This window comes from Isoptericola sp. 178, assembly GCF_030586525.1.
GTDB classification, from domain to species: domain Bacteria; phylum Actinomycetota; class Actinomycetes; order Actinomycetales; family Cellulomonadaceae; genus Isoptericola; species Isoptericola sediminis.
In genome coordinates this window covers 71,772-97,918 of sequence record NZ_JAUQYN010000002.1, presented here as the reverse complement: position 1 = coordinate 97,918, position 26,147 = coordinate 71,772, and the positions used below count along the sequence as shown (strand labels likewise).

21 protein-coding genes are annotated in these 26,147 nt (G+C 70.2%); 5 read left to right on the top strand and 16 right to left on the bottom strand.

Annotation, left to right across the window (positions count from 1 at the left end):
- Positions 1-220: 220 nt before the first annotated feature.
- From Q6349_RS05070 to Q6349_RS05030, 9 genes are all read right to left on the bottom strand, one after another.
- On the bottom strand, positions 221-1,018 hold the full coding sequence (locus tag Q6349_RS05070) for an ATP-grasp fold amidoligase family protein (RefSeq protein WP_304603157.1): 798 nt from the start codon (positions 1,016-1,018) through the stop codon (positions 221-223).
- A 66-nt stretch (positions 1,019-1,084) separates the two neighbouring features.
- Entirely contained in the window at positions 1,085-2,149 is a 1,065-nt protein-coding gene (locus tag Q6349_RS05065) for a glycosyltransferase family 4 protein (RefSeq protein ID WP_304603156.1), read from the bottom strand.
- The gene (locus Q6349_RS05060) at positions 2,146-2,781 is read right to left on the bottom strand and encodes a hypothetical protein (protein ID WP_304603155.1); all 636 of its coding nucleotides are present in this window, start codon (positions 2,779-2,781) and stop codon (positions 2,146-2,148) included. Before Q6349_RS05060 ends, Q6349_RS05065 begins: the two co-directional genes overlap by 4 nt.
- A gap of 3 nt (positions 2,782-2,784) precedes the next feature.
- Positions 2,785-4,734, bottom strand: coding sequence for a glycosyltransferase family A protein (locus Q6349_RS05055; RefSeq protein ID WP_304603154.1), 1,950 nt, complete (start codon positions 4,732-4,734; stop codon positions 2,785-2,787).
- The gene (locus Q6349_RS05050) at positions 4,731-5,081 is read right to left on the bottom strand and encodes a hypothetical protein (RefSeq protein WP_304603153.1); all 351 of its coding nucleotides are present in this window, start codon (positions 5,079-5,081) and stop codon (positions 4,731-4,733) included. The genes Q6349_RS05055 and Q6349_RS05050 overlap by 4 nt, the downstream gene beginning before the upstream one ends.
- Before the next feature lie 153 nt (positions 5,082-5,234).
- Positions 5,235-6,401, bottom strand: a complete 1,167-nt coding sequence (locus tag Q6349_RS05045; protein ID WP_304603152.1) for a nucleotide sugar dehydrogenase — start codon at positions 6,399-6,401, stop codon at positions 5,235-5,237.
- A 22-nt stretch (positions 6,402-6,423) separates the two neighbouring features.
- Positions 6,424-7,680, bottom strand: coding sequence for a UDP-N-acetyl-D-mannosamine dehydrogenase (gene wecC / locus Q6349_RS05040; RefSeq protein WP_304603151.1), 1,257 nt, complete (start codon positions 7,678-7,680; stop codon positions 6,424-6,426).
- Positions 7,681-7,694: 14 nt separating this feature from the next.
- Complete coding sequence (locus Q6349_RS05035; RefSeq protein WP_304603150.1) at positions 7,695-9,581, bottom strand: glycosyltransferase; 1,887 nt, start codon at positions 9,579-9,581, stop codon at positions 7,695-7,697.
- A gap of 101 nt (positions 9,582-9,682) precedes the next feature.
- The gene (locus Q6349_RS05030) at positions 9,683-11,137 is read right to left on the bottom strand and encodes an NCS2 family permease (protein ID WP_304603149.1); all 1,455 of its coding nucleotides are present in this window, start codon (positions 11,135-11,137) and stop codon (positions 9,683-9,685) included.
- A 102-nt stretch (positions 11,138-11,239) separates the two neighbouring features.
- On the opposite strand from Q6349_RS05030, the gene Q6349_RS05025 reads away from it, so the two are divergent.
- A complete protein-coding gene (locus Q6349_RS05025; RefSeq protein ID WP_171247057.1) occupies positions 11,240-11,482 on the top strand; it encodes a DUF2530 domain-containing protein in 243 nt (80 codons plus the stop codon).
- 3 nt (positions 11,483-11,485) lie between these two features.
- On the opposite strand, the gene Q6349_RS05020 is transcribed toward Q6349_RS05025, so the two are convergent.
- The 5 genes from Q6349_RS05020 to Q6349_RS05000 form a co-directional block, all read right to left on the bottom strand.
- Complete coding sequence (locus tag Q6349_RS05020) at positions 11,486-12,298, bottom strand: GSU2403 family nucleotidyltransferase fold protein (RefSeq protein ID WP_304603148.1); 813 nt, start codon at positions 12,296-12,298, stop codon at positions 11,486-11,488.
- Positions 12,279-13,160: a helix-turn-helix domain-containing protein gene (locus Q6349_RS05015; RefSeq protein WP_304603147.1), complete on the bottom strand. Its 882-nt coding sequence runs from the start codon at positions 13,158-13,160 to the stop codon at positions 12,279-12,281. The genes Q6349_RS05020 and Q6349_RS05015 overlap by 20 nt, the downstream gene beginning before the upstream one ends.
- 276 nt (positions 13,161-13,436) lie before the next feature.
- Positions 13,437-16,475, bottom strand: coding sequence for a sacsin N-terminal ATP-binding-like domain-containing protein (locus Q6349_RS05010; protein ID WP_304603146.1), 3,039 nt, complete (start codon positions 16,473-16,475; stop codon positions 13,437-13,439).
- Positions 16,472-17,338 (bottom strand): DUF3027 domain-containing protein, encoded by an 867-nt coding sequence (locus Q6349_RS05005; protein ID WP_304603145.1) that lies wholly within the window; start codon positions 17,336-17,338, stop codon positions 16,472-16,474. Before Q6349_RS05005 ends, Q6349_RS05010 begins: the two co-directional genes overlap by 4 nt.
- A gap of 14 nt (positions 17,339-17,352) precedes the next feature.
- Entirely contained in the window at positions 17,353-17,736 is a 384-nt protein-coding gene (locus tag Q6349_RS05000; protein ID WP_171247054.1) for a cold-shock protein, read from the bottom strand.
- 194 nt (positions 17,737-17,930) lie between these two features.
- Between Q6349_RS05000 and Q6349_RS04995 the strand changes: the two genes are divergently transcribed.
- The 3 genes from Q6349_RS04995 (at position 17,931) to Q6349_RS04985 (ending at position 23,305) form a co-directional block, all read left to right on the top strand.
- On the top strand, positions 17,931-18,848 hold the full coding sequence (locus tag Q6349_RS04995; RefSeq protein ID WP_304603144.1) for an NAD-dependent epimerase/dehydratase family protein: 918 nt from the start codon (positions 17,931-17,933) through the stop codon (positions 18,846-18,848).
- A 116-nt stretch (positions 18,849-18,964) separates the two neighbouring features.
- Positions 18,965-21,301, top strand: a complete 2,337-nt coding sequence (locus Q6349_RS04990; protein WP_304603143.1) for a helicase-associated domain-containing protein — start codon at positions 18,965-18,967, stop codon at positions 21,299-21,301.
- A 324-nt stretch (positions 21,302-21,625) separates the two neighbouring features.
- Positions 21,626-23,305: a DNA repair helicase XPB gene (locus Q6349_RS04985; RefSeq protein WP_304603142.1), complete on the top strand. Its 1,680-nt coding sequence runs from the start codon at positions 21,626-21,628 to the stop codon at positions 23,303-23,305.
- 11 nt (positions 23,306-23,316) lie between these two features.
- On the opposite strand, the gene Q6349_RS04980 is transcribed toward Q6349_RS04985, so the two are convergent.
- Positions 23,317-23,892 carry a hypothetical protein gene (locus Q6349_RS04980; protein WP_304603141.1) on the bottom strand — a complete coding sequence of 192 codons (576 nt, stop codon included), beginning with the start codon at positions 23,890-23,892 and terminating at the stop codon, positions 23,317-23,319.
- Positions 23,893-23,984: 92 nt separating this feature from the next.
- Here Q6349_RS04980 and Q6349_RS04975 point away from each other — a divergent pair, with 92 nt between their 5' ends.
- Positions 23,985-25,229 (top strand): AI-2E family transporter, encoded by a 1,245-nt coding sequence (locus Q6349_RS04975; RefSeq protein WP_304603140.1) that lies wholly within the window; start codon positions 23,985-23,987, stop codon positions 25,227-25,229.
- Between the two features lie 28 nt (positions 25,230-25,257).
- Here the strand turns inward: Q6349_RS04975 and Q6349_RS04970 are convergent, their stop codons facing one another.
- A complete protein-coding gene (locus Q6349_RS04970) occupies positions 25,258-26,118 on the bottom strand; it encodes a hypothetical protein (protein ID WP_304603139.1) in 861 nt (286 codons plus the stop codon).
- Between the last annotated feature and the right edge of the window lie 29 nt (positions 26,119-26,147).

The following is a 26,147-nucleotide window of genomic DNA, read 5'->3' as shown; positions in this document are numbered from 1 at the left end:
TCCGGCCGAGACCTAGTCATCCGCCAGAAATCTGGCTCCGCGACCGAAAAACGAATGCCAGCTTCCGCATCTTCTAGACCTCCGTGAATGAAGTGCGCCGGGCGGTCCAGGCTTCGCTCACCCGGAAGTGCGGAATACAGCGCATTCCGCGCCAACGCCAGCCGTGGACGATCAAGACCCTCGATCTACTCTTAGCAGGAAGAAGCCTTGATCGAAACCGTCATGCTCGAATAAGCCGGTCCCTCGCCCTCTCCCACATCCTACCCAAGACGTAATCCTCCTCGTCCGAGGCGACGAAGTACTTTCCGAAGTAGAAGGCTCCCGGCACTAGGGTCAACTCGCCAAGCAGCGGTCCCTCAATGTGGTCGTACATGTCGACACTAACAAACGGAGCCGGAGTCGCAATCGACGCTCTTGTCGCGAGGTTCAGCAACTCTCGCCAGTTCGTAGGCCGAACTGGATCCCTCTCCAAATCAAGGTACTTCTCGTTCGTGGACACTCGGCTCAGATCCATCGGGTCAAAGTTCGAATCGAACCAGGAGATCCGCGTCTTTGCGTTGTTGCGGTCGAAACCAACGACGAATGCAATCTCGCCCTGGAACGTGTACGCCTTGTAGTCCATCGGAATGCGAAGGCCAGAGGAATCAACGATCTTCTTCTCGACAATCGTCATTCTGTTTTTGCTCTTCGAGCCATCGAATAGCTCTTGCTGCTTCTCGACAATCTCATCCAGAGAGATCTTCTTGTCTCGCATGGACTCGTAATAGCCATCGTCCAGTCGCTCGAGCACCATCACGCCTCGTGACGACGACTCATACGTCGGCTTCAGAACGAATTCTGTGGGAAGGCCAACGAGGTCAATCGCCTCTGGCGTTTCGAAACGCCGGAGCACTTCGACTGTAGGAATCCGCAGAATATCCATGAACTCTGCACAGCGGATCTTGTCATGAACAAACCAGGGGACGCCGGGCTCCCGGCCGTTTCCCCTATCCTGCAATAGTTCTGTGAACCGTGCCATTGTGGCTCCATTCTTCGTCGAGCGGCCATCATCGTTGCCTCCGACGTGATCGCATGGCGACCAGCGTCATAGGACTTCAGTCAGCGCGACCCTCAAGATTTCGTCCGTTCGGTCCTGGGTGTACTTCAGTCGAACGAGCTCCCGCCCGGACTTGGCCAGATCGGAGTAGCGGCCAGGATCCAGCAGGTCGCGCGGGGAGAGCGGCTCCGCCAGACGGCCGACCGGCAGGTAGTCGCCGAAGTTGCAGGAGACAGCAGCGTCGATCTGCTCCACGTCCGGTATCCCGATCGACGCACGGGCCCCGGCGCCGTAGACCGGCGTACCTAGGGCCACGCTTTGAAGTGCACTGCGACCGGCCCCCACGGAGACGAAGGCTTCGCTCAAGATCGCCGGAACTTCGGCCGGATCCATCCACCCGTGCATCTCAACTGTGCACCGTTCGTCGTCGCGAACTCCGCGATGGAGATGGTAGTCGAACTCGTATCGCAGCGGACCGTCCCCGACGACGTCGAGCGTGATGTGTCCGTCATAGACATCGCGAACGGACGCTACAACCTCCAACGCCGCCTCGATCATGCCGAATTTGTCGTGCGAGAGCCTTGAGACCAGCGCGATCGAAAGATGATCTGCATTCGCCTCGGGCTCGCGCGATTCGAGCTCAAGAAGGTGGCTCGGCGCGCCGTTCGGGATGACCTGAAGTTTGCTGGCTGGCACGAAGCAGTAGCGGACAAGCATTGCTGAGATCGACGGGGAGGTGGTGAGGATTCGAGCGGCGCGCTCATGCCAGACAAACGCACTGTCATGTGCATAGCCATGAAACATAGGCACGAAAGGGATGTTGGACTCGGCTGCGACCGCCATGCCGAGGACGCGCGAGCGGAAAGGCTGCGCGAAAACCAGGTCGGCATCCCATTGAACTGCGGAGGACATCGTGCTTCCAGACGAGTCATGCCAGTCCACGTCGAGGGTACTGATCTTCATCGAACGCGCTACGTCCGTGACGCGTCCGGGCGTGCCGGCGAAGAGCACCTCGTGCCCGGCGCGTTTCAACATGTCCGCCGCGGCCAGCGCATACTCATGGAGTCCGCCCCACTCCGCCACCGTGAAGACGGGCATGAAGATCTTGCTCATGGCTTCACCGACCTTTCCAATCGATATCCGGCCGCAGCGAGGACACGGTCTCCGACCCAGAACGTGTGGTCGGAGACATCCGCGTCCAGCACGACAGTCCCGACATCGAGCCGCTCCGAAACAAGGAGGGCGCATGCCAGATCGGCCAACCACGGCGACGGGCATTCCGTCATGTGCGCGAAGAATCGGCTGCTGCTGGGTATCCGAACCGCTTCCCTCGACAGCTGGTGGCCTATGTACTGATCACCGTCCAGGAGCTCCAGGCGATATTCGGCCATCGACCGGTGCGAACAGGGCTCTCCCTGCTCGGCGAGCACCAACACGTTGGGCCCCCGCGCAGGTGGGGACTCGTTGCCGACGACCTTGATCGGCTGCACTTGCCGTCCCTCCCTGACCTCGTGCAGGGCCTGTGCCAGGCTGGGACTCATGCCCTCCGGTGCGCGAAACTGCCTCCCCATGACATGGCCGTAGGCAAGGATGGCGGCCGCGGCCAGGGTGTCACCGTCGCCGCCGCCCATGGGACTGTCGACCCACAACCACAGGTCACCGAGGTGGGGCTCGCCACCACCTCGGCGCTGTACGGATAAGCCATAGCGGCCGTCGGGATCACGACGTTCTGAGATATGCACCATTGATCAGTCCTTCGACCGCGTGACCTCGAAGACACCCCACGCGGGATGCTTCCTACCGATGGACGACATGATCTGACTTGACTTCGATCGTGTCGTCGGCCAGAGAACAAGGCGACGCACGGTTGTGGACGACCGCACGAAGACGGCGTGCCCCCCGCTCTCGGGCCCGATGGCACGCCACTTCTCCTGATCGGCCTCCGGGACGTCGGCGATCACGAGACAGTCAGTCGCATCCGCGGCGTACAGATGGGTGTTGCGCACGATGTACTCGAGGAGGACGTCCTCGGCATCGGCATCGACGTCGTTGAGGTCCGCACCGTCCCGGAACGAGTGAACCACCTCGACCGACGCCCGGTTGCGCCGGATCAGGGCGACGTCCTTCAAAGACAGGTCGTCAAGAACAGCCAGTTCCTTCGAGACGTTCCCCTCCTGATCGAGGTAGCCGCAGACAACCTCGACCTTGCCCTCGAGTCCAGCATCGGTGATCGCCTTGAATGCGTTCCTGCTGACCACGGCCTGCCGAAAAACGAGATGGTCCGGCAGCTCGCCCCCGAACGTGGAGGCAGCATCCTCGCGACCCGGAATGACCGGCCAGGGGACCGAGCCTTGCTTGGCGACCGCCGCGGCCAGGTCTTCCGTCGAATGGCTCGCCCGTGAGAGACCTCGGCGAATCACCGCTGCGGCCTTCTGAGAGGTTGCATCGGTGGCACTGACCTGGCCGTCGTGTACACGACGCAGGGTCGCCACGCCCCCGAAGTGGCGCCACCTCGCGCCCAATCGCAAAGACCGGAGGGCGACGTCGTGGTCGACCGCCGACGAGAGGCGCTCGTCGTACTGCAGCGCTTCCAGAAGCCGGCGCCTCACGAGCCATGTCGGATGCCCCGGGCTCTGTCCGTTGTGCATGACCACCTCGGGAGCGAACCAACGGCGGGTCAGATGGACGATGAACTCTCCGGAGAGATTGTCGAAGTTTGCCCAGGCACCGTAGGAACCAGAGTCCCCGGCTCGCAGCGACTGCATCTGCCGTTCGAGTCTCTCCGGCATCATGATGTCGTCGTCGTCATGGACCGCGATCCAGTTGCCACGAGCGACCGAGGTGGCGAAGTTCCGGGCCGAAGCGATCCCGCTCTTCTCCCGCTGGAACACGCGGAGGCGTGGATCGTCGATCTTCCCAAGAACATCGAGGGTTCCATCGTCCGATCCGTCGTCCACGATGACGAGCTCGAGGTCGGGCATCGTCTGCCCGAGCACGGAGTAGACCGCATCGGCGATGTAGTCCTCCCGGTTCCGCGTGGCGATGACGACGGACACGATCGGGCGCTTGGGCGCGGAGGCCCACACCGGGAGGTTTGCGAAGATCCGATCGGTGGGCGGCTGGCTCTCCGCGATCGGCTCGTGGAGTTCCTCACGGCACACGGCGTTGAAGTCCAACGAGGTGTCCGTCGCCACCCCGTCGTTCGCAATGCGTTGGACGAAGTCCGCGATGATCAGACCGGTCGACTTCAGGTACTCATTGAACCCTCGAACGTTCTCGTGGCTCTCGCGCGTGAAGTAGAGGAGGCACCTGGGATCGAGAGGATCCTCCGAGGTCGTCCGCGGGCCTTCCGCGGTGCGGACAGCGGTGCGGTGCGCACCGACGTGGGCCAGTCGCCCGAAGCCGGCCACGACCGCAGGCACCGAGCCTGACGTCAGAGGGCACGTCACGACGACCACCTGCGCGCCATCCCCGGCGTAGCGGACAGCGGAATTCACCCTCCGCGCGAAGTCCCAGTCGGCTCGTGCGGCCACCGGGATCACTCTCGGACCACTGACGGGGCACGCCGTGTCGCTGTCGTGCAGCACGCAGACAGATGTCTCCGCCTGCCCATCCAGCCTCGCCACCTCTCGGACAAAGGTGGAGATCTCCTGCTCGTGCCAGTAGCTGGCGTCCAGCAGTATCAGGCGCCCGTTCATTGAAGGTCCTTACTCAAGCGAAAACGTAGATCCAGGGCTGCACGAGAATCACGGCAGATGACGTCGACATACTCGATAGGGCATTCGCTGGCGGGCCCGGACCATGAAACAATTCGTATGCAAAAGTCTTTTACACTCCGGAGTAGCGGCTTGCCCCGGCTCAGGGTGACGGTGTCGCCGGACGACGCCACGGCGACATACTTGAAGTGCGAATCGAGCGCTTTGGACACTCCCCATCCCGGGATGACGAGATCCTCTCTGCCCCCGGGCCTTTGGAAGTGAGCTTCGGCCACGAACGCCTTCGGGTCGGACACCTCGCGCGCGTAACGCAGCTGGATCTCCAGCACGGACACCGCTGTGAAGGCACTGCCACCGAAGTTCCAAGCCTGGTGCCCAGGCGCTCGAGGCGTGCGGGGAAGGCGCGGACGCAACTTCGCCAGGTCCCTCATCTTCGCACTCCTCTGCAGCTCAGCAGTTCCGACCTCACCACCCGGGACAACCTAGTCCCGTCCATAGATGTCGCGCGTGTAGACCTTGGACAGCACGTCATCAAGCTCATCGCTGTGTCGGTTGGCGACGATGAGGTCGGCGCGTCGCTTCATCTCTCGAAGGTCCTCCACGACCTCGGATCCAAAGTGGGTAGGACCAGGCATCTCCGGCTCATAAACGAGAATCTCGACACCCTTCGCCTTGAGCCTCTTCATCACGCCCTGGATCGCGGACTCCCGGAAGTTGTCGGAGCCGCTCTTCATGATCAACCGGTAGATGCCTACTGTCCTTGGACGTCGGCGCAGGATCTCTTCGGCGATGAAGTCTTTTCGCGTGGTGTTGGCCGACACGATTGCCGAGATCAGATTCTGCGGGACGTCCTGATAGTTTGCCAACAACTGCTTGGAATCCTTCGGCAGACAGTAGCCTCCGTAGCCGAAGGAAGGGTTGTTGTAGTGACCTCCGATCCGCTGATCCAGGCTGACGCCTTCGATCACCTGGGCGGTATCTAGTCCATGGCTCGCCGCGTAGGTGTCCAACTCGTTGAAGTAGGCGACACGGAGCGCGAGGTACGTGTTGGCGAAGAGCTTGATCGCTTCCGCCTCCGTAGCGTCGGTCAGGAGGACGGGCGCGTCTTTTCGAACCGCTCCCTCTGTCAGCAGGTCTGCGAAGAGCTTCCCGTCGGGGCCACGGTCACCGACCACGATCCTCGAGGGATATAGATTGTCGTGGAGGGCGTGGCCCTCCCGCAGGAATTCAGGCGAGAAGACGATCCGTGCTCCTGGGTGCTCGACCCTCAGCTGCTCGGTGAAACCGACCGGGACGGTCGACTTGATAACGACGAGAGCGCCAGGGTTTGCAGCGAGGACGTCCGTCGTGACGGACCTGACCGAACTCACGTCGAAGTAGTTCTGGTCTGGATCATAGTTCGTGGGCGTGGCGATGATCACCAGCTCCGCATCCCGAAAAGCTTCGCCGGCACTCGTCGTCGAGGAAAGCTGAAGCTTCCGACTGTCGAGCCAGTCCTGGAGTTCGGGGTCGACGATCGGAGACTGGCGGCGATTGATCAGTTGGACCTTGCGCTCGTCGATGTCGACGGCGATGACCTCGTGATGCTGAGCCAGGACGACCGCGTTCGACAATCCGACGTAGCCGGTTCCCGCAATGGCAATTCTCATGAGATGTCCGCTGAGGCCTTCACTACTTGACAGGGTTGACGAAGTCTTCGAACGACGGCCCGTCCTGCGCAGTGACCCTGGGGTCACACGCGACTCCGGAGAATGCATCGTGCGCGACGAGAAGGGCGATGGTCGAACTGTTCTCGATCGCCGCGTCGAGCTTCACCAGTTCAACGTTCTTGCGGTTCGCCAGTTCTGGCGGGAGCCTGTCGATGTTCGGTTCCACGATCCGAACGACCTTGTCCGGGTGCTCGTCCGCTACCCTTGCAGCGATGTATCGCGCCGGCGACTCCCGGAGATCGTCGATGTTGGGCTTGAACGAGAGGCCGAGCAAGCTGACGGAGGTCGAGTCGTGACCGACGATCGCCTCATGGATCTTCGAGATGACCCATTCCGGCTTGCTGTCATTGACGGCTCGCGCAGCCGCGATAAGCCGAGCCTCCTCAGGCGCGGCACCGATGATGAACCACGGGTCCACGGCGATGCAGTGACCGCCGACTCCGGGCCCTGGCTGCAGGATGTTCACCCGCGGGTGGTGGTTGGCCAGCTTGATCAGTTCCCAGACATCGATGTCCAGTCGGTCCGCGATGAGCGAGAGCTCGTTCGCGAACGCGATGTTGACGTCGCGGAACGAGTTCTCGACCAGCTTCGCCATCTCGGCCGTGACCGCGTCCGTCAGCAGGATCTCTCCCTGGCAGAAAGTCGCGTAGAGGTCCTTGGCGTGCTGCGCCGCGTCCGGCGTCAGTCCGCCGACGATCCGGTCATTCGTGACGAGCTCGATCATGACCCGCCCTGGAAGCACCCGCTCCGGGCAGTGCGCCACGTGGATCGTCGGGCGGTCGTCGGAGCCATCGAGAGAAAGGTCGGGCCGAGCAGCCAGGATCCAGTCAGCCATCTGCTGCGTGGCCCCGGGGGGCGAGGTGGACTCGAGGATGAGGAGCTCGCCACCGTCGAGCACGGGCGCCACGGCCTCGGCGGCCGCCTGGATGTACGAGAGGTCGGGCTCGTGGTCATCCTTGAACGGTGTCGGAACGGCGATGATGAAGGCATCGGCCGGCTCGGGCTTGTCCGTGGCCCGCAGGGTGCCGAGTTGCACCGCGCCGCTGACGTAGGTCGCGAGATCCGGCTCGACGAACGGCACGTCGCCTCGGTTGATCGCCTCCACGGTGGCAGGGTTGACGTCCACCCCGACCACCTTGATGTCCTTGGACGCCAAGATCGCGGCAGTGGGGAGCCCGATGTAGCCGAGCCCCACCACACCGACGGTGTTGATCTCCATTCCCAGATTCCTTCTCAGATCATCACGTGCTGATCGGCACGCCCATAGAACGCCACGTCACCGCTCGCGAGCAGCTCGGCATCGGTCACCGTCCACGTGTGCCGGCCCGCCCCGGAACGCATCTGGACGAAGTTGTATCGGTCGGCGGAGTAGACCCGTGCGCCACCATCGATCGCGGCTCGCAGGAACCCGGTGTCCTCGCCGGTCGAGGTCTCCGCGAAGCGAGCGCGCGCCGCGAGGTCACGGCGAGCCACGATCGTCGGCCCCATCACGAAGTCCGTGTACCGGTGCTCCCGCTCGGCGAACCGCAGCAGCGTCGCGTCCTGGGACCCCAGGTACAGGTAGTGCGCCTGCTTGCCGACCACGTCAGCCGCGGCGTAGTCGAGGGCGTAGAGCTGGTCGCTCAGGTACTGCGCGCCGTACAGGTCGTCATCGTCCATCTTGGCGACGACGTCGCCGTCGGCGACGTCGACCAGCCGGTTGAGGCAGGCGCCGAGCGGCACCTCCTGGCCGGCCTGCAGCAGCACCAGGTCCTCGACACCGGCCTCCTTGGCGCGGAGCCGCAGCGCGTCCTCGTCCTCGCTGAAGCCGTGCGTGAGCAGCGCGAGCTGGACCTCGACGCCCTCCTGCGACCCGACCGAGCGCAGCACGTGGTCGAGCTGGTGCGGACGGTTCGTGGAGACCAGCGCGGTCACCCGCGGCCGGGGAACGGCGGCTGAGTCCGCCAGACCGGCGTCGTGCAGCACTCGCTGGGCCCGCGCACCGTAGGTGTGCTCGCGCCAGATGCGTCGCTGCCCCCGGTGCACGGCACGGTCCCGCAGCTCGGGCGAACGGACCAGCGCGCGGACGGTGGCGGCGGCCTCGTCCCGGGTGGAGACGTCGAAGACCTCGTCGCTCGGGAAGAACTCGCCCGTCGCGGCGCTCGGCGTCGTGACGACCGGCGTGCCGCACGCGGTGATCTCGAAGATCCGCCGCGCGCACATGCTCGGCGAGTCCACCACCGAGTTCACGTTGAGGAACACCTTGTAGTCGCGGTACGCGGAGAGCATCTGCGGGTACGGGAGCGATCCCACCACCCGCACGGCGTACGGCTCGGGGAACTCGTACCGCTCGTCCTGTCCCGTGAACCGGGAGAAGATCTCCAGGCCCCGCTCCATCCGCGGAGAGACGTCCAGTGCGCCCCCGAGCAGCAGGTGCATCTGCTCACGCCGCTCCGGGTACTTGTGCGCGAACCACGTCCCCGCGAAGGCGACGTCCCGCTGCGGGCCCGCGCCGTGCCGGCGCACCGGGTTGTGGATCGCCGGCTGAGCGCCGAACGCCAGCACCCCGACGCGGTCGTGGCCCAGCGCCTCGCTGTACGCGGCCAGCCGGTTGACGTCCGTGGTGTACACCCGGTCGAAGAGCCGCGCGGTGTCGAGGAAGTCCTCGAAGTGGACCGGGTCCTCCTTGTTCCAGAAGACCGTCGGGATGCCTCGCTCGCGGCACGCCGCGAGCATCTCCGTCACGGCCGGGCGGGGCGCCGTCGGACCCGTGAGGTGGAACTTCCACGCGCCGCCGTTGCCGGCCCAGGCCGACTCGACGAAGACGAGCTCGAGACCGTCGAGCTGCTCGGTCCACGTGGACGGCTTGAGCAGCACCTGGTCCCACTCGGAGCCGAATGCGAGGCGGGAGAAGTCGTCCAGGACGACGCCGACGCGCAGGGGTCGGGCCGGCGGGCGCTCCGTCGTCGCCCACGGCTCGTAGGCGAGGCCGGTGTCGGTCGCCGTCGCGCCCTGCGCCGTGTGGTCACCGAGGATGCGCCGGCGGCGCAGGAACACCCGGACCTGCTGCGGTCCGCCGTGCCGCAGGTGCCAGGCAGCCTTCCGGGCGGTCGTCCACCACCCCGCCCGTCGTGCCCGCATCGTTCTCCCGCTCTCAGCCCTCGGATCGTCAGCCGGGGCACATGTTATCTGCCGTGGGAACGCTTCTGTACACCTCCGGTCACAAGGAGGTCACAACCGAGTCAGGACAGAGCGTCCTGAAGCGGTTCGAGCAGGAAATACACGACAAAGAGCAGCGAGGAGACCCACATGAGCGGGTGAATCCTGCGCGCCTTGCCCAGCGCGAGCTTGATAACCACGAACGCGATGAACCCCGCCCCGATGCCGTCCGCGATCGAGTAGGTGAACGGCATGATGATCATCGTGAGGAACGCCGGGATGGCGATCTCCATGTTCCGCCAGTTGATGCCCGCGACCTGGGCCATCATGAGGAACCCGACCAGCACCAGGGCCGGCGCGGCCGCCTCGTAGGGCACCAGCGCGACCAGCGGGGACAGGAACGTCGCCAGCAGGAACGCCACACCCGTGACCACCGAGGCGAACCCGGTCTTGGCGCCCTCGCCGACGCCCGTCGTCGACTCCACGTAGGCGGTGTTCGAGGACACCGAGCCGGCACCACCGGCGATCGCACCGAAGGAGTCGACCACCAGGATCGCGCGGGTCCGCGGCGGGTTGCCCTTCTCGTCGAGCAGCTTCGCCTCCGCCCCGACGGCGACCATCGTGCCCATCGTGTCGAAGAAGTCCGCCAGCAGCAGGGAGAAGACCAGCAGCGCGACCGACACCGCCGCGATCTTGTCGAACGACCCCAGCAGCGAGAACTGGCCGAGCAACCCGAAGTCCGGGACCTCGACGACGCCGGAGAAGGCCGGGGCGTTGAGGTTGAAGCCGTTCGGGTTGGAGCCGTCCGGCGCCTTGGCGCCGATGCTCAGCGTGTTCTCCAGCACCACGGCCAGCGCCGTCGCCGTGAGGATCGCGATGAGCAGGGCACCGCGGATCCGGCGCACCCACAGCACGATGGTGAGGATCAGCCCGACGACGAACACCAGCATCGGCCAGGTGGCGAGGTTGCCCAGCGCCACCGGGGTGCCGTCACCCGGCACGACGAACCCGGCGTTGACCAGACCGATGAGCGAGATGAACAGGCCGATGCCGACGCTGATCGCCGTCTTGAGCTCGACGGGCACCGCGTTGAACACGGCCTCCCGGAACCCGGTCAGCACCAGCACGAGGATGATCAGGCCCTCGATGACCACCAGGCCCATGGCGTCCGCCCAGGTCATCTCCGGCAGGCCGGCGATCGAGTAGGCGACGACGGCGTTCAGGCCCAGACCCGCGGCGAGGCCGATCGGGAAGTTGGCGAAGACGCCCATCGCGATCGTCACGATGCCGGCGATCAGCGCCGTCGCCGCGGCGACCATCCCGAGGTTCGGCGCGTCGCCACCCCCGAGGAACTGCCCCGTGCCGTCCGGCACGGTGCCGATGATCAGCGGGTTCAGCACCACGATGTAGCTCATCGCGAAGAACGTGACCAGGCCGCCGCGGACCTCGGCCCCCATGCTCGACCCTCGCTGGGTGATCTGGAAGAAGCGGTCGATCGCGCTGAGACCCTCGGTGGGCGCGCTGGTCTGGTTCGCCATGGGCACACATCGTGCCAGAGCCGTGCCGGTCGACGGGACACGGTCCGGACAGTTCGGGCGTGACGCCGACCTCGTTCCGGGCCCGCGACGTACGATCGATCCGTGCCCTCCGTCATGACGCTGCTGCTCCACCCGGAACGCCGCCGTCCCACGCCCGGGCCGCCGGCGATCGACCTGTCTCGCGTCACGCTCCTCGGGATCGCATGCTGGGTGGTGGCCCTGGTGGTCACCGGCGTGCTCGCCGCGGTCGACCTGGTCCCGGTCGACGTCGTGATCGTCTGCGGGGCCGGCATCGTGCTCGGGCTGCTCGGCCTGCCCTGGGCCCGCCGCCACCGCGGCGACTGACCGTCAGCGCCCCAGCGCCTCCATGAGATCGGCAGCGAGGAAAGCCACGGAGGCCGACACCTCCTCCGGGTTGCCGACACCGGCTTCCGCCCGTCCCGCCATCACCGATGCCTCAGCTTCTGGCCCTGTGGCCAGCAGACTCCCCACGTGCTGCAGGGCCAGTTCTGTCACCTCGGCACTGACGTCGTCCGCCAAGAGTCGCGTGAACGGGTCCGTGAGCTCGTCCGTCTCGAACTGACGGAAGAGTCGGTAGACGTCGTGGGCGTCCTTGTCGTTCGACCGCGGGCCCCCGAGACGCTCCGCGATCTTGTGCATCTTCGCAACCATCAGCGCCGCGGGACCAGCCACCTTCAAGGTGACCTCACGCGGGTCATCGGCCGCAAGCGCACTCACGGACATCAGATGATTGTCGACGAGCGCTGCCTCGAGGCCGACTGCCCGACGGGCTGCCCGGTTCCCGTGGGGCGGAATCCGTGCCCCCCGCCGACCTCCGCTTCCGGCCAGCGCTTCGGGAACCATGAGGTCGACAAGTACCCCGTCCGACGTGACCCACGAGCCAGGCTGATCGGTCGGCACGAACCCCGCTTCCTTCATGGCGTCTTCGATCAGCGGGTCCTCGTGGAGTAGCCGAGGGTCGAGGACGACATCGCTGTCCTTCGTCGCCTCGGCCAGTGCCACGCGGAGAGACCCTGTGTGCAGGTAGACCGCCTGAGCCCCGATGACGATGACAGATCCGCGCTGGGTGCCCAACGCCTCCGCGGCGTCGAGCAACGCCGACCTTGAACGGACCAGGAGATCAGGGGACTCGCCATTCATCTGTGTTCCTCTCCAACCACGTCATGAGTGCCTCTGCCTCTGACGGCGCTCGACCCGGTCCGTTCATGAGGTCAACGGCGACCTGCGTCGGACACGACAAACGCACCCCGTCCAGTGTTCGGGAACCCGCAGTCATGACCACCGGATAGGCGGGTCTGGCGACGAGCACGTTGACACCCGTCTCCGACTCCCGAAGACCTACGCTTCCTGCCAGTCCATCGGGATTCTCTGCATAGATCCACAACGAACGAGCCGGCGCATAGCTTTCCCACGCAGACGCAGCAAAGGAACCCGTCACGGCGTAGCCGCCCGTTGTACCCTGACTCAGCTTGTGCAGCACACTTTCTACTCCGCGCGGAGCAGTCCACCGCGTGATCGCATTGGTCTCGAGAAACTGGTAATCGGAGGCCCAGCGCCGAAGCATGTTCGGCCAGTCTTCGACCGCGATCTCGCCATCCGAAGTGCGCTGGACGAGCCCCTCGGCCTCGAGGAGTTCGACGACTCGATAGACGGACCCTGTTGACGCTCCCGACTCCTTGATGAGCCGACTGATGCGCCACGGCCCGACGCGATCAGCAAGTGTTCGGACGACTCGTGCCGCCGGCTCTCCCTTGAGGGTGTCGCGCCGACGCCCTGGGCCGCGCCACGGGTCGGCGGTCGCCCCCTTGTCAGAGACGAACAAGCCGGGCAGCGTCAGACTGACACGCATGTTGCCCGTCGCGTCGACATATCCGATGCCTTGACGTTCGAGCCCCTCGCCGACCTGCGTCGAGACATAGCGTGCCGCGACCACGACCGCATCGGCGTCGTAGCGGTCCCTGATCCTGGTCGCGCGGTTTGCGACGTCGACCAGGTCGCGCACACCGAGAGCAGGTTTCAGGACGACACCGATCCCGGCCCGGCGCCCATCAGGGGATTCAATCTCCCATGAGGTGTCGGCCGAGAGGCCCTTGAGCGGAGCCTCGGTGAGCGCCCACCTCGACGGCAGTCGAGTGCGAAGGAGTTCTTGTGCACGGCGGGCTACCTCGTCGCCGCCAGGTCGCCGTGCCTCTTGTCCACGCTGCACATTCAGACAATACCTCGGTTCCGTCACCAACGGAACACCTGAATTAACCGAACATCCCCGCCATGCGGCGGATCAGCCCCAGGCGGTCGTGGCCCAGAGCGCCACCGCGCGCTCCGGCTCGCGCAGCACCGCCGAGAGCAGGGCCACCCGGTCCGGGCGGCCCAGCACGTCCGCCAGCCCGGCGGCCAGCCCGGCCGGCGACGTCGCGTGCACACGACTCTGGGCGTCCACCCACCACGGCACCGGGCGACCCGCCACGGACAGCCGCTCGTGCTCGAACCAGACGGCCGGCAGGCGGTGGTCCAGCGTCGCGAGCCGCGGGTCCAGCTCCTGCTCGGTACCGAGCTGGTCCGGGGACGGCAGCCCGTCCTGGCCCGCCAGCGGCAGGTCCAGCAGCTCGGCCAGCCCCTCGGCCTCGCTCTCCGGCGCGGGCACCACGGCGCCGAGCGCCGCCCAGCGGGCGGTCCCGGCCACCACGACGTCCTCGGCGGGCTGCACGACGACGTCGCTCGCGTCGAGCACGGGCAGGCGGTCCGGCAGGGGGTCCAGCGCAGTCGAGCGGTCCGCGGCGTCCAGCCGCTCCGCCAGACTCGTCAGCCCGCGCCACACCACCAGGGCGTCCCGCAGCGGCAGCGGCGAGCCGACGGCGGGCAGCCGGTCCAGCGCGGCCGGCCAGTCCGTGGGGTCGAGGTCGCCGAGGGCGTCCGCCCCGCCCAGGGCGCGACGCACCGCGACGTCCAGGCCTGCCACCGCCCGCGGTTCGGGCGGCAGCAGCGGGACGCCGTCGTGCAGGGCGAAGGGGGCGCCGAACCGCTCGCGCAGCCACCACGCCGAGTACGAGGGCGCCGCGGCCCGTCCGCGCCGGACCGGGGTCAGCAGGGCACGGCGCGTGTCGGGGTCGCCGGCCAGCCGGGCCAGCACCCGCGGCCAGGCGTCATCCGCCACGGCGTCGAGGTCGGCCACCGCCACCAGGTCGCCGACGGCCACGCCGGGACCGAACCGCGCCGTCAGCAGCCGCAGGTAGTCCGACCACCCGCCGAGCCAACCCGCGGCGTCGTCCGGGCCGCCGTCGTCGTCGGCCTCGTCCGGATCCGGGGTGATGACGTCCGGGACGATGTAGACGTCCGGGTCGGTGCGGGCACCCGCCGCGGTCAGCACCGGAGCGCCGTAACGGGCCACGTACTCGGCACCGACCGGTGCGAGACCGTCGAGGACCTCGGCCGCCCACGTCCCGGGCAGCGTGGCCTCGCGCAGCGCGACCAGCTCGCCGTCCGCCGTCGGCACCGGCAGCTCACCCGTCCAGAACGGGGCGTCCGCTCCCCCGGTGAGCCGCACCAGCGCCAGCGCCGACGCGACGACCTCGCGAGCGCCGTCGTCGCCGTCGCCGTCCAGGACCGCCTCGGCGGCGTCCAGCGCGGCACGGCGGACCTCCGGGTCCTGCAGCATCCGGTGGGCGTCCGTCGCCACCGCGCCGGCGCGCACCAGCAGCGGGTGGGCGACGTCGGGGTGGACGACGCGCAGCCCGAGCACCCGGGCCGTGGCTGCCAGGGAGGCCTCGTCGCCGTCGTCCACCGACCCCTCCGGCAGCACGACGGCGCTGCGCACCCCGGCCACGCGGCCGTCCGCCAGCGGGACGCGGGCCCCGGCGAGCGACTCCAGCACCCCGGGTTCGTTCGCGTACGGCGCCAGCGAGTCCAGCAGGTCGTGCCACCGGGCGGCGGGCAGCCCCGCCGGCAGGTCGTCGACGAGGTCCGCCAGTGCGACGACGTTCGCGCCGAGACTGCGCACCGTCGCCTGGTGCCGTGCCGGGACGCGCACCAGCCCGGGCAGCACCGGGGCGAGCGCGGCGACCAGGTCCGCGTCACCGCCGGCGTCGCCGGCGACGACCAGCGCGTCCTGCGGCGCCTCGAGCGCGGCACCGCCATCCTCCGCGCCGGACGCGCCGAGCAGCGGGGTGCCGCGCAGCGCCGCCGTCGCGGACTCGCGCACCGCGGCGTCCAGCTCGGAGCCCGGCAGGCCGGTCGGCACCAGGTCCAGCGGGTCCGGCGCAGCGGCCCGGTCCGTGGCGCGGTCCGCGGCCAGCGAGCCGAGCAGCTCGGCGTAGGCGGCACCCGCCTCGGCGGCCAGCCGGTCGGTGGCCGGGCCGGGCAGCACGCGACGGCGTCCGGCGTCGACCGGGAACGTCGCGAGCAGCACGGCCGGCAGGTCGATGACCACGTCCGTGGGCGTGGGCGCGTGCAGCACGCGCCGCCCCTCCTGCAGGGTCCAGACCAGCGACCAGTCCGTGCGCCGGTGCTCGCGCGGCAGGTCGGCGACGTCCGCGGCGGTGAACCGTCCGCTCCGGCCGAGCTGCGGGGCCGCCGTGCGGGCCGAACGGTCCCAGGTGTGCTCGTCCTCGGTGCCGGACGCCGTCGTGACGACGACAGCGAGGTGGTCGACGGCGGGGAACGCCAGCAGCAGCACGTCGTCGAGCTCGGCGAGCTGGCGGCGCACCGCCTCCACCGCGGCGGCGTCGCGCAGCCGCAGCTCGACCACCGTGTCCGCGGCGGAGCCGGCGTCCAGCGCGGGCGCCGGGAACGGCAGGCGCAGCACCGGCAGGTCGTCGCCGCGCCCCGCGACGTCGGCCGCGAGCCGCTGCCGGTCAGGGCTGACGTCACCCGAGGTCAGCGTGGCCAGCGCGGTGCGGGCCTCGTCCAGGTCGAACCGCACACCGCCGTCGCGCGAGGCGATCGTGACGTCGTCGGACACGCCGCGCACGGCCGCGAAGCCGACGCCGAACCGCCCGACCTCGCCGGGGGCGCCGTCCTTCGCCGAGGCGCGCAGGGAGGCCAGGGAGGCCACCCCGTCGGCATCCAGGGCGTGGCCCGTGTTCGCCACGCGCAGCACGCGCGCGCTCGTGTCGAGGGCGATCTCCACGCGGCCGGGGACCCCGGCGCGGGCCGCGGCGTCGGCGGCGTTCTGCAGGAGCTCGACCACGACGCGGTCCCGGTAGTGACCGCGGGCGTGGTCCTCCTCCGAGTTCGCGTCCTCACGGAAGCGTGTGGCGGACCCGAGCCACGCCTCCGTGACCGCGTGCCGCAGCGCGGCGGTCCCGAAGACGTCTGTCGTCACGCGCGCTCGTCACCTTCCGGCTCGTCGGACCGGTCCGGCTCGTCGGACCGGTCCGGCTCGTCCGGACCCGGCGTCCCCAGGTCCACCTGCTCGACGGTGGACTCGTCGATGATCGGGTCCGGGTCCGGCCACTCGCTGCGGCGCCGGCTCACGTCCGTCTCGGAGTGCGCCCCGCACCCGTGGTCCAGCGAGACGACCTTGCCGTCGTCGGGCGACCACGCGTTGGCGCACACCCCGAAGAGCTGGCCCAGCGGGCCCTGCAGCGGCACCAGGAACCCGCAGGTCGTGCACTCGGCGTCCGAGGCGACCGCCCCGCGGGAGGTCGGGCCCTGCGAGCCGCGGTACCAGCGCTCGGCGGCCTCGTCCCGGCCCTGCGGGGACAGCACCCGCTGGCGGGCCAGCGCGAGCTCCTCGATCGCGACCTCCTCCTGCTCCTCGTCACCGGTCGGCGTCCAGCCCGGCTCCAGGCGCGGGTCGTCCGCGCGGAACGGCAGCTTGTCGCCCGGGCGCACGTCCCCGGGGCGCAGACGCTCCGACCAGGGCACCCAGGCCGGGGCGAGGATCGCGTCGTCGCCCGGCAGCAGCTCGACCTCGCAGACGGTGGCCGTGCGGCCGCGCGGGACGCGGGCCACCGTCACGGTCCAGTGCCAGCCCTGGTAGCCGCGCATCCCGGCCGCGAACCGGTGGGACATCAGCCGCTCGCCCTCGGCGACCGTCCCCAGGTGCTCGCCGACGTCGTCCGGTCCGGACGCGACCTCCAGCGCCGCGGCGCGCGCCAGCTCGACGGCGCCCAGCAGGACGGCGTCGTTGCGGGCGCGCGAGCTCACGCGGCGTGCCTTCGCGGGCGCCTCGGCGGATGCCATGATTCGTCTCGCTCTCAGGAATCGAGGTTGTCGGCGACGGCGCGCAGCATCGTGGCGACGCGCTTGCCCGCCTCGCCCTCCGGGTACTTGCCGCGCCTGAGCTGGTCTCCCGTGCGGTCGAGCACACGCATCAGGTCCTCGACGATGCCGGCCATCTCCGACGGCGGCTTGCGCTTCGCCTTCGCCACGGACGGCTGCGGGTCGACGACCCGCACCGACAGGGCGGACGGCCCACGGCGCCCGTCGGCGACGCCGAACTCGACGCGGGTACCGGGCTTCGGGCTCGGCACGTCGGCCGGCAGCGCGGAGGCGTGCAGGAACACCTCACCGCCGTCGGCGCTGGCGATGAAACCGAAACCGCGATCCGCGTCGTACCACTTGACCTTGCCGGTGGGCACCTGAACCTCTTCGTGCTCGTCGTTGCTCTGACCCGACGGATGCCGGGCAATGTCCCAGAGTACCGGCGTGGGGCCGGGCCCGTCGCATCCGTGGACGACGGTGTCCGCCCCCTCCGGTCCGGGGCACGCCGCGCCCGGCCGTGCCACGCTGAGCGCACCGAGGAGAGCACCGCTCTCGGATTGGAGGGTCGGTCATGGCCCGTCATCTCGTCGTGGGGGCCGGTGCCGTCGGCCACCAGGTCGCCGCCCTGCTCGCCGCCGCCGGCGAGGAGGTCACCGTCGCCACCCGCTCCGGGCGGGACACCGGCCTGACGGGCGTCCAGCACGTCGCCGTCGACGCCGCCGACCCCGACGCGCTGTGCGCCGCCGCCGGGGAGACCGACGTGCTGTACAACTGCGCCAACCCCGCCGACTACACCCGGTGGGACGAGATCTGGCCCCCGCTGGCCGCCTCGCTGCTGACCAGTGCCGAACGGCTCGGCGCCACCTACGCGATCACCGGCAACCTCTATCCCTACGGCCCCGTCGACGGCCCGATGACCGAGGGGCTGCCCGACGCCGCCACGGACCACAAGGGCCGCCTGCGCGCCCGGATGTGGGCGGACGCTCTGGCCGCCCACCGGGCCGGCCGCCTCCGCGCCGTCGAGGTGCGCGGCTCCGACTACGCCGGTCCCGGGGTCGGGGACAACGGGCACCTCTCCCGCGTGCTGCCGGCGGCCCGCCGCGGCCGCGCCGTCGGGATGATCGGCCGCGTCGACCAGCCGCACACCTTCACCGACGTGCGCGACGTCGCGCGCACCCTCGTTACCGCGGCCGCCGACCCCGACGCGCACGGGCGCGTGTGGCACGTGCCGTCGAACCCGCCCGTCACCCAGCGCCAGGCCGTCACCGACGCGCTGGCCGCCGTCGGGCAGGACCCCGTGAAGGTCCGCGCGCTGCGCGGGCCCGTCCTCGCGGTGGCGTCCTGGTTCTCCCCGCTGGTGCGCGAGCTGCGGGAGCTCCGCTACCAGTGGGAGCGGCCGTACGTGCTCGACTCGACGGCCGCCCAGGAGCGGTTCGGGATCGCCCCCACCCCGTGGCCGGAGGTGTGCCGGGCCACGGCCGCCGACTGACGTCGTACTGTGGGCATGAAATCTGCAGCTCTGCCCTTGGTCGACACGTGGATTTCATGCCCACAACCCGCGGGGGCCTGGTCCCGGTGCTCGGCGATCGGCGTAGCATCGAACAGATGGCCGTCACGTTCACCGAGTGGGTGCGCACGCGCACGGACGACGAGCTCGTGACGCTGCTGCGCGCCCGACCCGACCTCGGCACCCCCTCCCCCTCCACGCTGCGCTCCCTGGCCGCCCGCGCCGCCAGCCGCACCAGCACCGAACGCGCCGTGGCGCACCTCGACGCCGGCACGCTGCAGGTGCTCGAGTCGCTGCTCGCGTTGTCGGACGGCGGCCCCCCGGTGGGCGCCGCACGGATCGCCGCCGCACTCGGCGCGCCGGACGCCGTCGGCCCGGTCGCCCGCGTCCTCGACGACGCCCGTGACGCCGCCCTGGTCTGGGACGACGGCGACGGCGTGCATCCCTCGCCCGGCCTCGAGGAGGTGCTCGGCCCGTACCCCGCCGGACTCGGCCCCGCCCGGGACGGCGACGGTCCGACGGTCGACGTCGCGGCCCTCTCCCCCGCCGCCCGGCAGGTCCTGGACGCGCTCACCTGGGGACCGCCCGTCGGTGTCGTCCCGCCGGAGGGGTCGGCGGCGCGCGTCGCGGTCGACGGTCTCGTGACCGACGGGCTGCTGGCGCGCTCCGACACCCGGCACGTCCTGCTCCCCCGCGACGTCGGACTGGCGCTGCGCGGCGGCCGCACGCACCGCACCCCCGACCTCGACCCGCCCCGACCCGCGGGCACGGTCGTCCCCGACGCCACCGTCGACGCCGAGGCCGCCGGCGCCGCGTTGGAGATCGTGCGCCAGGTGGCCCACGTCGTCGTCGCCTGGGACGACACCCCGCCGTCGACGCTCCGCGCCGGCGGGCTCGCCGTCCGCGACCTGCGGCGCACGGCCCGGCTGCTCGAGACCGACGAGGCCACCGCCGCGACCGTCGTCGAGCTCGCCGCGAGCGCCGGCCTCGTCGCGGACGACGGCGACGCCCCCGCGTCGTACGTGCCCACCACCCGGGCGGACGGCTGGGAGGAGGCGGAGGACGCCGACCGGTGGGCGACGCTGGCGACGGCCTGGCGCCGGTCCCGGCGGACGCCGTGGCAGGTGGGAACCCGTGACGAGAAGGGCACCGTGCGGGCGCCGCTGTCCGCGGACCTGCAGCGGCCGTGGGTGCCGCGGCTGCGCGAGCAGGTGCTCGCCGTCCTGGCCGCTCAGCCGGGGGTGGCCCTCGGGGTGGACGACGTCCTGGAGGTGCTGCGCTGGCGGTCACCGCGGGCCGTGCCCCCCGAGGCGGCCGTGGCCGGGCTGCTGCGCGAGGCGGCGCTGCTGGGCGTCACCGGGGCGGGGGTGCTGTCCTCACCCGGCCGCGCAGTGCTCGCCGCGGGCGACGACCCCGGCGAGGAGGACCTCGCCGAGGCCATGCGCACGGTGTTCCCCGAGGAGGTGCACGAGTTCCTCCTGCAGGGTGACCTGACCGGCATCGTGCCGGGTCGCCCGGGGCCCGAGCTGGCCCGGCTGATCGACCAGGCCGCCGAGGTCGAGTCCCGCGGGGCCGCCACCACCGTGCGGTTCACCACCGGGTCCGTGACACGGGCGCTCGACCACGGCCGCAGCGGCGAGGACCTCCTCGCGGAGATCGCGCAGCGCTCGGCGGTACCGGTGCCGCAGCCCCTGGAGTACCTGGTCAAGGACACCGCCCGCCGGCACGAGGCGCTCCGGGTCGGGTCCGCGCAGTCCTACGTCCGCACGGCCGACCCGGCGACGCTCGCGGGCCTGGCCGACGACCCGCGGCTGGCCTCCCTCGGACTGGTGCGACTGGCCCCGACCGTGCTGGCGGCGTCGGTGCCGGCCGCCGAACTGCACGAGGTGCTGCGCGAACGCGGTCTGCTCTCCGCGCTCGAGGGACCGGACGGCCGCCCGCTCGGCCGGGTCCGGCGCGGGGCACGCCTGGACCGGGACGCCTGGTCGCGACGACGCGGCGGCGGGTCGGTGCGCGGCATGACCGACGCCGGGCGGCGCGAGCTCGTCGCACGGATCCGCGGCACGAGCCGGGGCGGCACGTCGGCGTCGGCGGGCTCCCCCGACCCCGGGGCGTCACCGGCCGGCGCCGAGCCCGGGTTCGGGTCCGTGCCCGGGCCCGGGCGCGGGGGCAACGCGGCGTCGCCGTTCGGCGAGGGCGTCGGCGTCGGGCGGGCGGTGCGCGAACCCGGGGACGTGCAGGCCGAGCTGAGCGAGGCGCTGCGCGACGGACGGACGGTCTGGGTGGAGCTGGTCGGCGGGTCCGGGGCGCTGGAGCGGCGCGAGCTGCGGCCGATGCGGCTCGAGGGCGGGCGGCTGCGGGCCCTGGACCCCGTGCGCGAGGCCGAGCTCACCATCGCCGTGCACCGGATCGCCTCGGTGCAGCCGACCGACTGAGCCTCTCGGTCCGCCGACCGGGTCCGCCGTGGGAGTCGCCGATGGTCGGTCGGGACGACCAGCTCGGCACGACCCGGCTCCGGGCGACACTCGATCTGGGGCCTGTGCGCTCCGCAGGATCCACGGCACCGTGGCGCGCGCCGATCACGGATAGCGTGAATCTCACGCCATCCGTGACTGGTGCGTACGCAGCAGTCACGGTTCACGGACCGCCGACAGGTACGGAATCGACATCCGCCCCCTCGCGCCGCTCACCGCCCGCAGGAACACGACGGGCGGCCGGTGCGTTGGCATCCTGGACGCCTGCCCCGCGGAAGGACACGCATGCCCGACGGCCCCCTGATCGTCCAGAGCGACAAGTCGATCCTGCTCGAGGTCGACCACGCGCGCGCCGAGGAGGCGCGCCGCGCCATCGCGCCGTTCGCCGAGCTCGAGCGCGCCCCCGAGCACGTGCACACCTACCGGCTGACCAACCTGGGGCTGTGGAACGCCCGGGCGGCCGGTCACGACGCCGAGCAGGTCGTCGACACGCTCATCGAGTACTCGCGCTACCCCGTCCCGCACTCGCTGCTGGTCGACGTGGCCGAGACGATGGGCCGCTACGGCCGCCTGACCCTGCACTCGCACCCCACGCACGGGCTCGTGCTGGAGTCCACCGACGCCGCCGTGCTCGCCGAGGTGCTCAAGTCCAAGCGGACCACCGGCCTCGTGGGCGAGAAGCTCGACCCGAGCAGCGTCGTCGTGCACCCCTCCGAGCGCGGCAACCTCAAGCAGGCCCTGGTCAAGCTCGGCTGGCCCGCCGAGGACCTCGCCGGGTACGTCGACGGCGAGGCGCACGCGATCGACCTGCGCACCACCACGACGCCCGTCTACCCGGGCGAGGAGGCCGCCGACTGGACGCCGCGGCCCTACCAGCAGCAGGCGGTCGACGGGTTCTTCCACGGCGGGTCCGGCGTCGTCGTGCTGCCCTGCGGCGCCGGCAAGACGATCGTCGGCGCCGGGGCCATGGCCGAGGCGAAGACGACCACGCTGATCCTGGTGACCAACACCGTCTCCGCGCGGCAGTGGCGCGACGAGCTGGTGCGCCGCACCTCCCTCACCGAGGACGAGATCGGCGAGTACTCGGGCTCCCGCAAGGAGATCCGCCCCGTCACGATCGCGACCTACCAGGTGCTGACGACCAAGCGGAAGGGCGTCTACACCCACCTGGAGCTGCTGGACGCCCGCGACTGGGGCCTCATCGTCTACGACGAGGTGCACCTGCTGCCCGCCCCGATCTTCCGCATGACCGCCGACCTGCAGGCCCGCCGCCGGCTCGGCCTGACGGCCACGCTCGTGCGCGAGGACGGCCGCGAGGACGAGGTGTTCTCGCTCATCGGCCCCAAGCGCTACGACGCCCCGTGGAAGGACATCGAGGCCCAGGGGTACATCGCCCCGGCCGACTGCGTCGAGGTGCGGCTCACCCTGCCCGAGCACGAGCGCATGCTCTACGCCACCGCCGAGCCGGAGGACAAGTACCGGCTCGCCGCCTGCGCCCCGGGCAAGAACCGCGTCGTCGAGCAGATCGTGGCCGACCACCCCGACGACCAGGTGCTGGTCATCGGCCAGTACATCGACCAGCTCGAGGAGCTGGCCGCGCACCTCGACGCGCCGCTGATCACCGGGTCGACCACCGTCCGCGAGCGCCAGAAGTTGTTCGCCGCGTTCCGCGCCGGGGAGATCTCCCGGCTCGTGGTGAGCAAGGTCGCGAACTTCTCCATCGACCTGCCCGAGGCGTCGGTGGCGATCCAGGTCTCCGGATCCTTCGGCTCCCGGCAGGAGGAGGCCCAGCGCCTGGGCCGGGTCATGCGCCCCAAGCAGGACGGCCGCACGGCGCACTTCTACGCCGTCGTCGCCCGCGACACCGTCGACCAGGACTTCGCGGCGCACCGCCAGCGGTTCCTCGCCGAGCAGGGGTACGCCTACCGCATCGTCGACGCCGAGGACCTGGACACCGTCCAGTAGCCGGAGCGGGTCTAGCCGGTCGTCACCTCGGCCACGGCCATCAGGAGGATCACGGCGACGGGGACGCCGAAGGCGAGCAGGACGCAGAGCGCACCGGCGGCCGTCAGGCCGCGCATCTCCTCGGCGCGGTCGGCCGGGTCCCCGGCGCCGGCCCGGGACCCGGCCCGCCGCGCCGTCCGACCGTCCGCGAGACGCTCCCGCCGGTGCAGGACGGTCCCGCCGACGGCGAGGAGGGCCGCCTCCAGCAGGGAGAGCACGAGGACGAGTCGTGCCACCGCGACGGTGTCGGGCTCGCGCACGAGGTCCGCGACGGCAGGAGCGAGGACCACGGCGACGGCGACCGCGACCAGGGTCCAGCCGACGCCGACCACGGCGACGATCCGCTCCTGCAGCGTCCGGCGCTCCGGCCCACCGCCGGGCATGCCCAGCCACACCAGGCGCACCGGGCCGTGGTCCGTCAGCGTGACGACCGACTCGCGGGCGACCAGCAGCAGGATCCCCCCGACCCCGAAGAACACCACGAAGGGCGCCGCGGACAGCAGCGTGGGATCCGTCCGAACCGCGGCCGACACCGCCGTGAGCACCATCGGAGCATGGTGGCACGACCCGGCACCACCGCGTTCGAGGACGCCCCGGCCCTCGGCGCGCAAGCGACCGCGGGCCGCCCTACGGTGCCAGCATGGCCGACGACGCCGCCGCGGACCGCGAGACCGCGCCCCCTGCCCCGGACGACGGCACCGGGGAGGGGACCGACCGTCCGCTGCAGCACGACACGAGCCGACCCCCGCGCTGGGTACCGCGCGTGCTCGTCATGGGCGCCGTCGCCGTCTTCGCCGCCATCTGGGTCTGGGGTGCGATCCAGCAGCTCAACACCGTCCTGGTCTACCTGCTCATCGCGGGGTTCCTCGCGCTCGCCCTCGAACCGGTCGTCGTGTGGCTCGTGCGGCACGGCTGGCGACGGGGAGCCGCGGCCGCCGCCGCGTTCTTCGGCTCCGTCATCCTCGGGATCGGCATCCTGGCACTGTTCGGCAACCTCTTCATCCAGCAGCTCGTCCAGCTCGTCAGCACCCTGCCCGACGTGTACGTGGCGGCCCAGCAACGTCTGCAGGCCAACCTCGACGTCGACCTGCCGTCCTCCGACGACCTGCTGCAGCAGCTCGTCCAGGAGTACGGCTCCGACGTCGCCTCCGGCACCCTCGCCGTCGGCACCACCATCGTCGGGTTCGTGTTCGCCGCCCTGACGATCGGCCTCGTCACCTACTACCTCCTGGCGGCGGGCCCGCGGTTCCGGGTGGCGGTGTGCCGCTGGCTCCGCCCGGACCGGCAGACCGAGGTGCTGCGCCTGTGGGAGATCACGCAGGTGAAGGTCTCGGACTTCATCAGCTCCCGGGTGGTGCTCGCAGCGCTGTCCGCCGCGTTCACCGCCGTGTTCCTGGTGATCCTGGGCACGCCGTACGCCCTGCCCCTGGCCCTGTTCACCGGCCTGGTCTCGCAGTTCATCCCCACGATCGGCACCTACATCGGCGGGGCGCTGCCGGTGGCGGTCGCCCTGACGTCGCAGGGGGTGCCGCAGGCGGTCGCCGTGCTGGCGTTCATCATCGCCTACCAGCAGCTCGAGAACCTGTACTTCTCGCCCAAGATCTCCGCCCGCGCGCTGGAGATGAACCCGGCGGTCAGCTTCGTCGTCGTGCTCGCCTTCGGCGCCGTGTTCGGGGCGCTGGGCGCGTTCCTGTCGCTGCCGATCGCCGCCACCATCCAGGCCGTCGCCAACACCTACCTGACCCGGCACGAGCTCGTCGACTCCGACATGCTGCGCGACCCGGGCCGGCAGCCGCCGAAGGGGTCACGCCGGTCCCGCAACCTGCGTGCCGCCCAGGAGGCCGCGCGCACCGTCGACGAGCGCCGGGCCGACGGTCTGGAGTGAAGCGCCGGCCCGGCGCCACGCGACGTGGTCAGCCCATCATCTCCTCGTAGTCCGCGACCTGGTCGGCCGGCGGCGCCTCGATGCTGACGTCCTTGCCCCAGTCGGAGTAGGTGGTCGTCAGCACGACCTCCTGGCCCTCGACCGTCATCGTCATGTCGAAGGACACCGGCAGGCCGTCCCCGTCCAGCCGGAACACCATGTCCACCGGGGTCTCGTCCATCTCGTCGAGCGTCGACGGGTCGACGCCGAGCAGGGCGGGGTCGAAGGCCTCCGCCGCGTCGATCGTCACCGCGTAGACGTCGAGCTCCGTACCCCCGACCTGCTCCGTCCCGACGTACTCGAAGGACTCCACGGCGTCGGCCATCATCTCGGCCTGCGCGGCGGGGTCCGCGTTCTCCAGGAGGTCGAGCGCCTGGGCGACACCGGCCTCCTCCTGCGCCTCGTCGAGGTCGATCGCGACGTACTCGACCTCCCCGGCGCTGAACCCGCTCATGTCCATGTACATGGTCGAGTCGACGATGACGGCCTCGACCGTCATCCCCATCGCGTCGGTGGTCATGCGCATCCGCATCTCGTCGAGCGTGGCACCCAGGACGATGTCCGCGTTCTGGTAGACGCCGTCCATCCCCGCGAGCTCGACCGCCTCACCCGCGATACCGCTCTCCACGTGCACGGTGGAGTGCCCTTCCTGGGCCTGCGCCATCCGCTCCGAGAGCTCGACGACGTCGCCCGCCACGGGGCGCCCGCCGGTGGCCTCCTCGGCGGTGGCCGCGGCCTCGGCGGCCGACACCGCGGGGTCGACGGCCTCGTCGTCCGCTCCCGCACAGGCCGACAGCGTCAGTCCGACGGCGCCCGCCGTCAGCAGGGCGGTGATCCTGGTCCTCAGCACGTGTCCACTCATTCCGTCGTCGGTCGGCG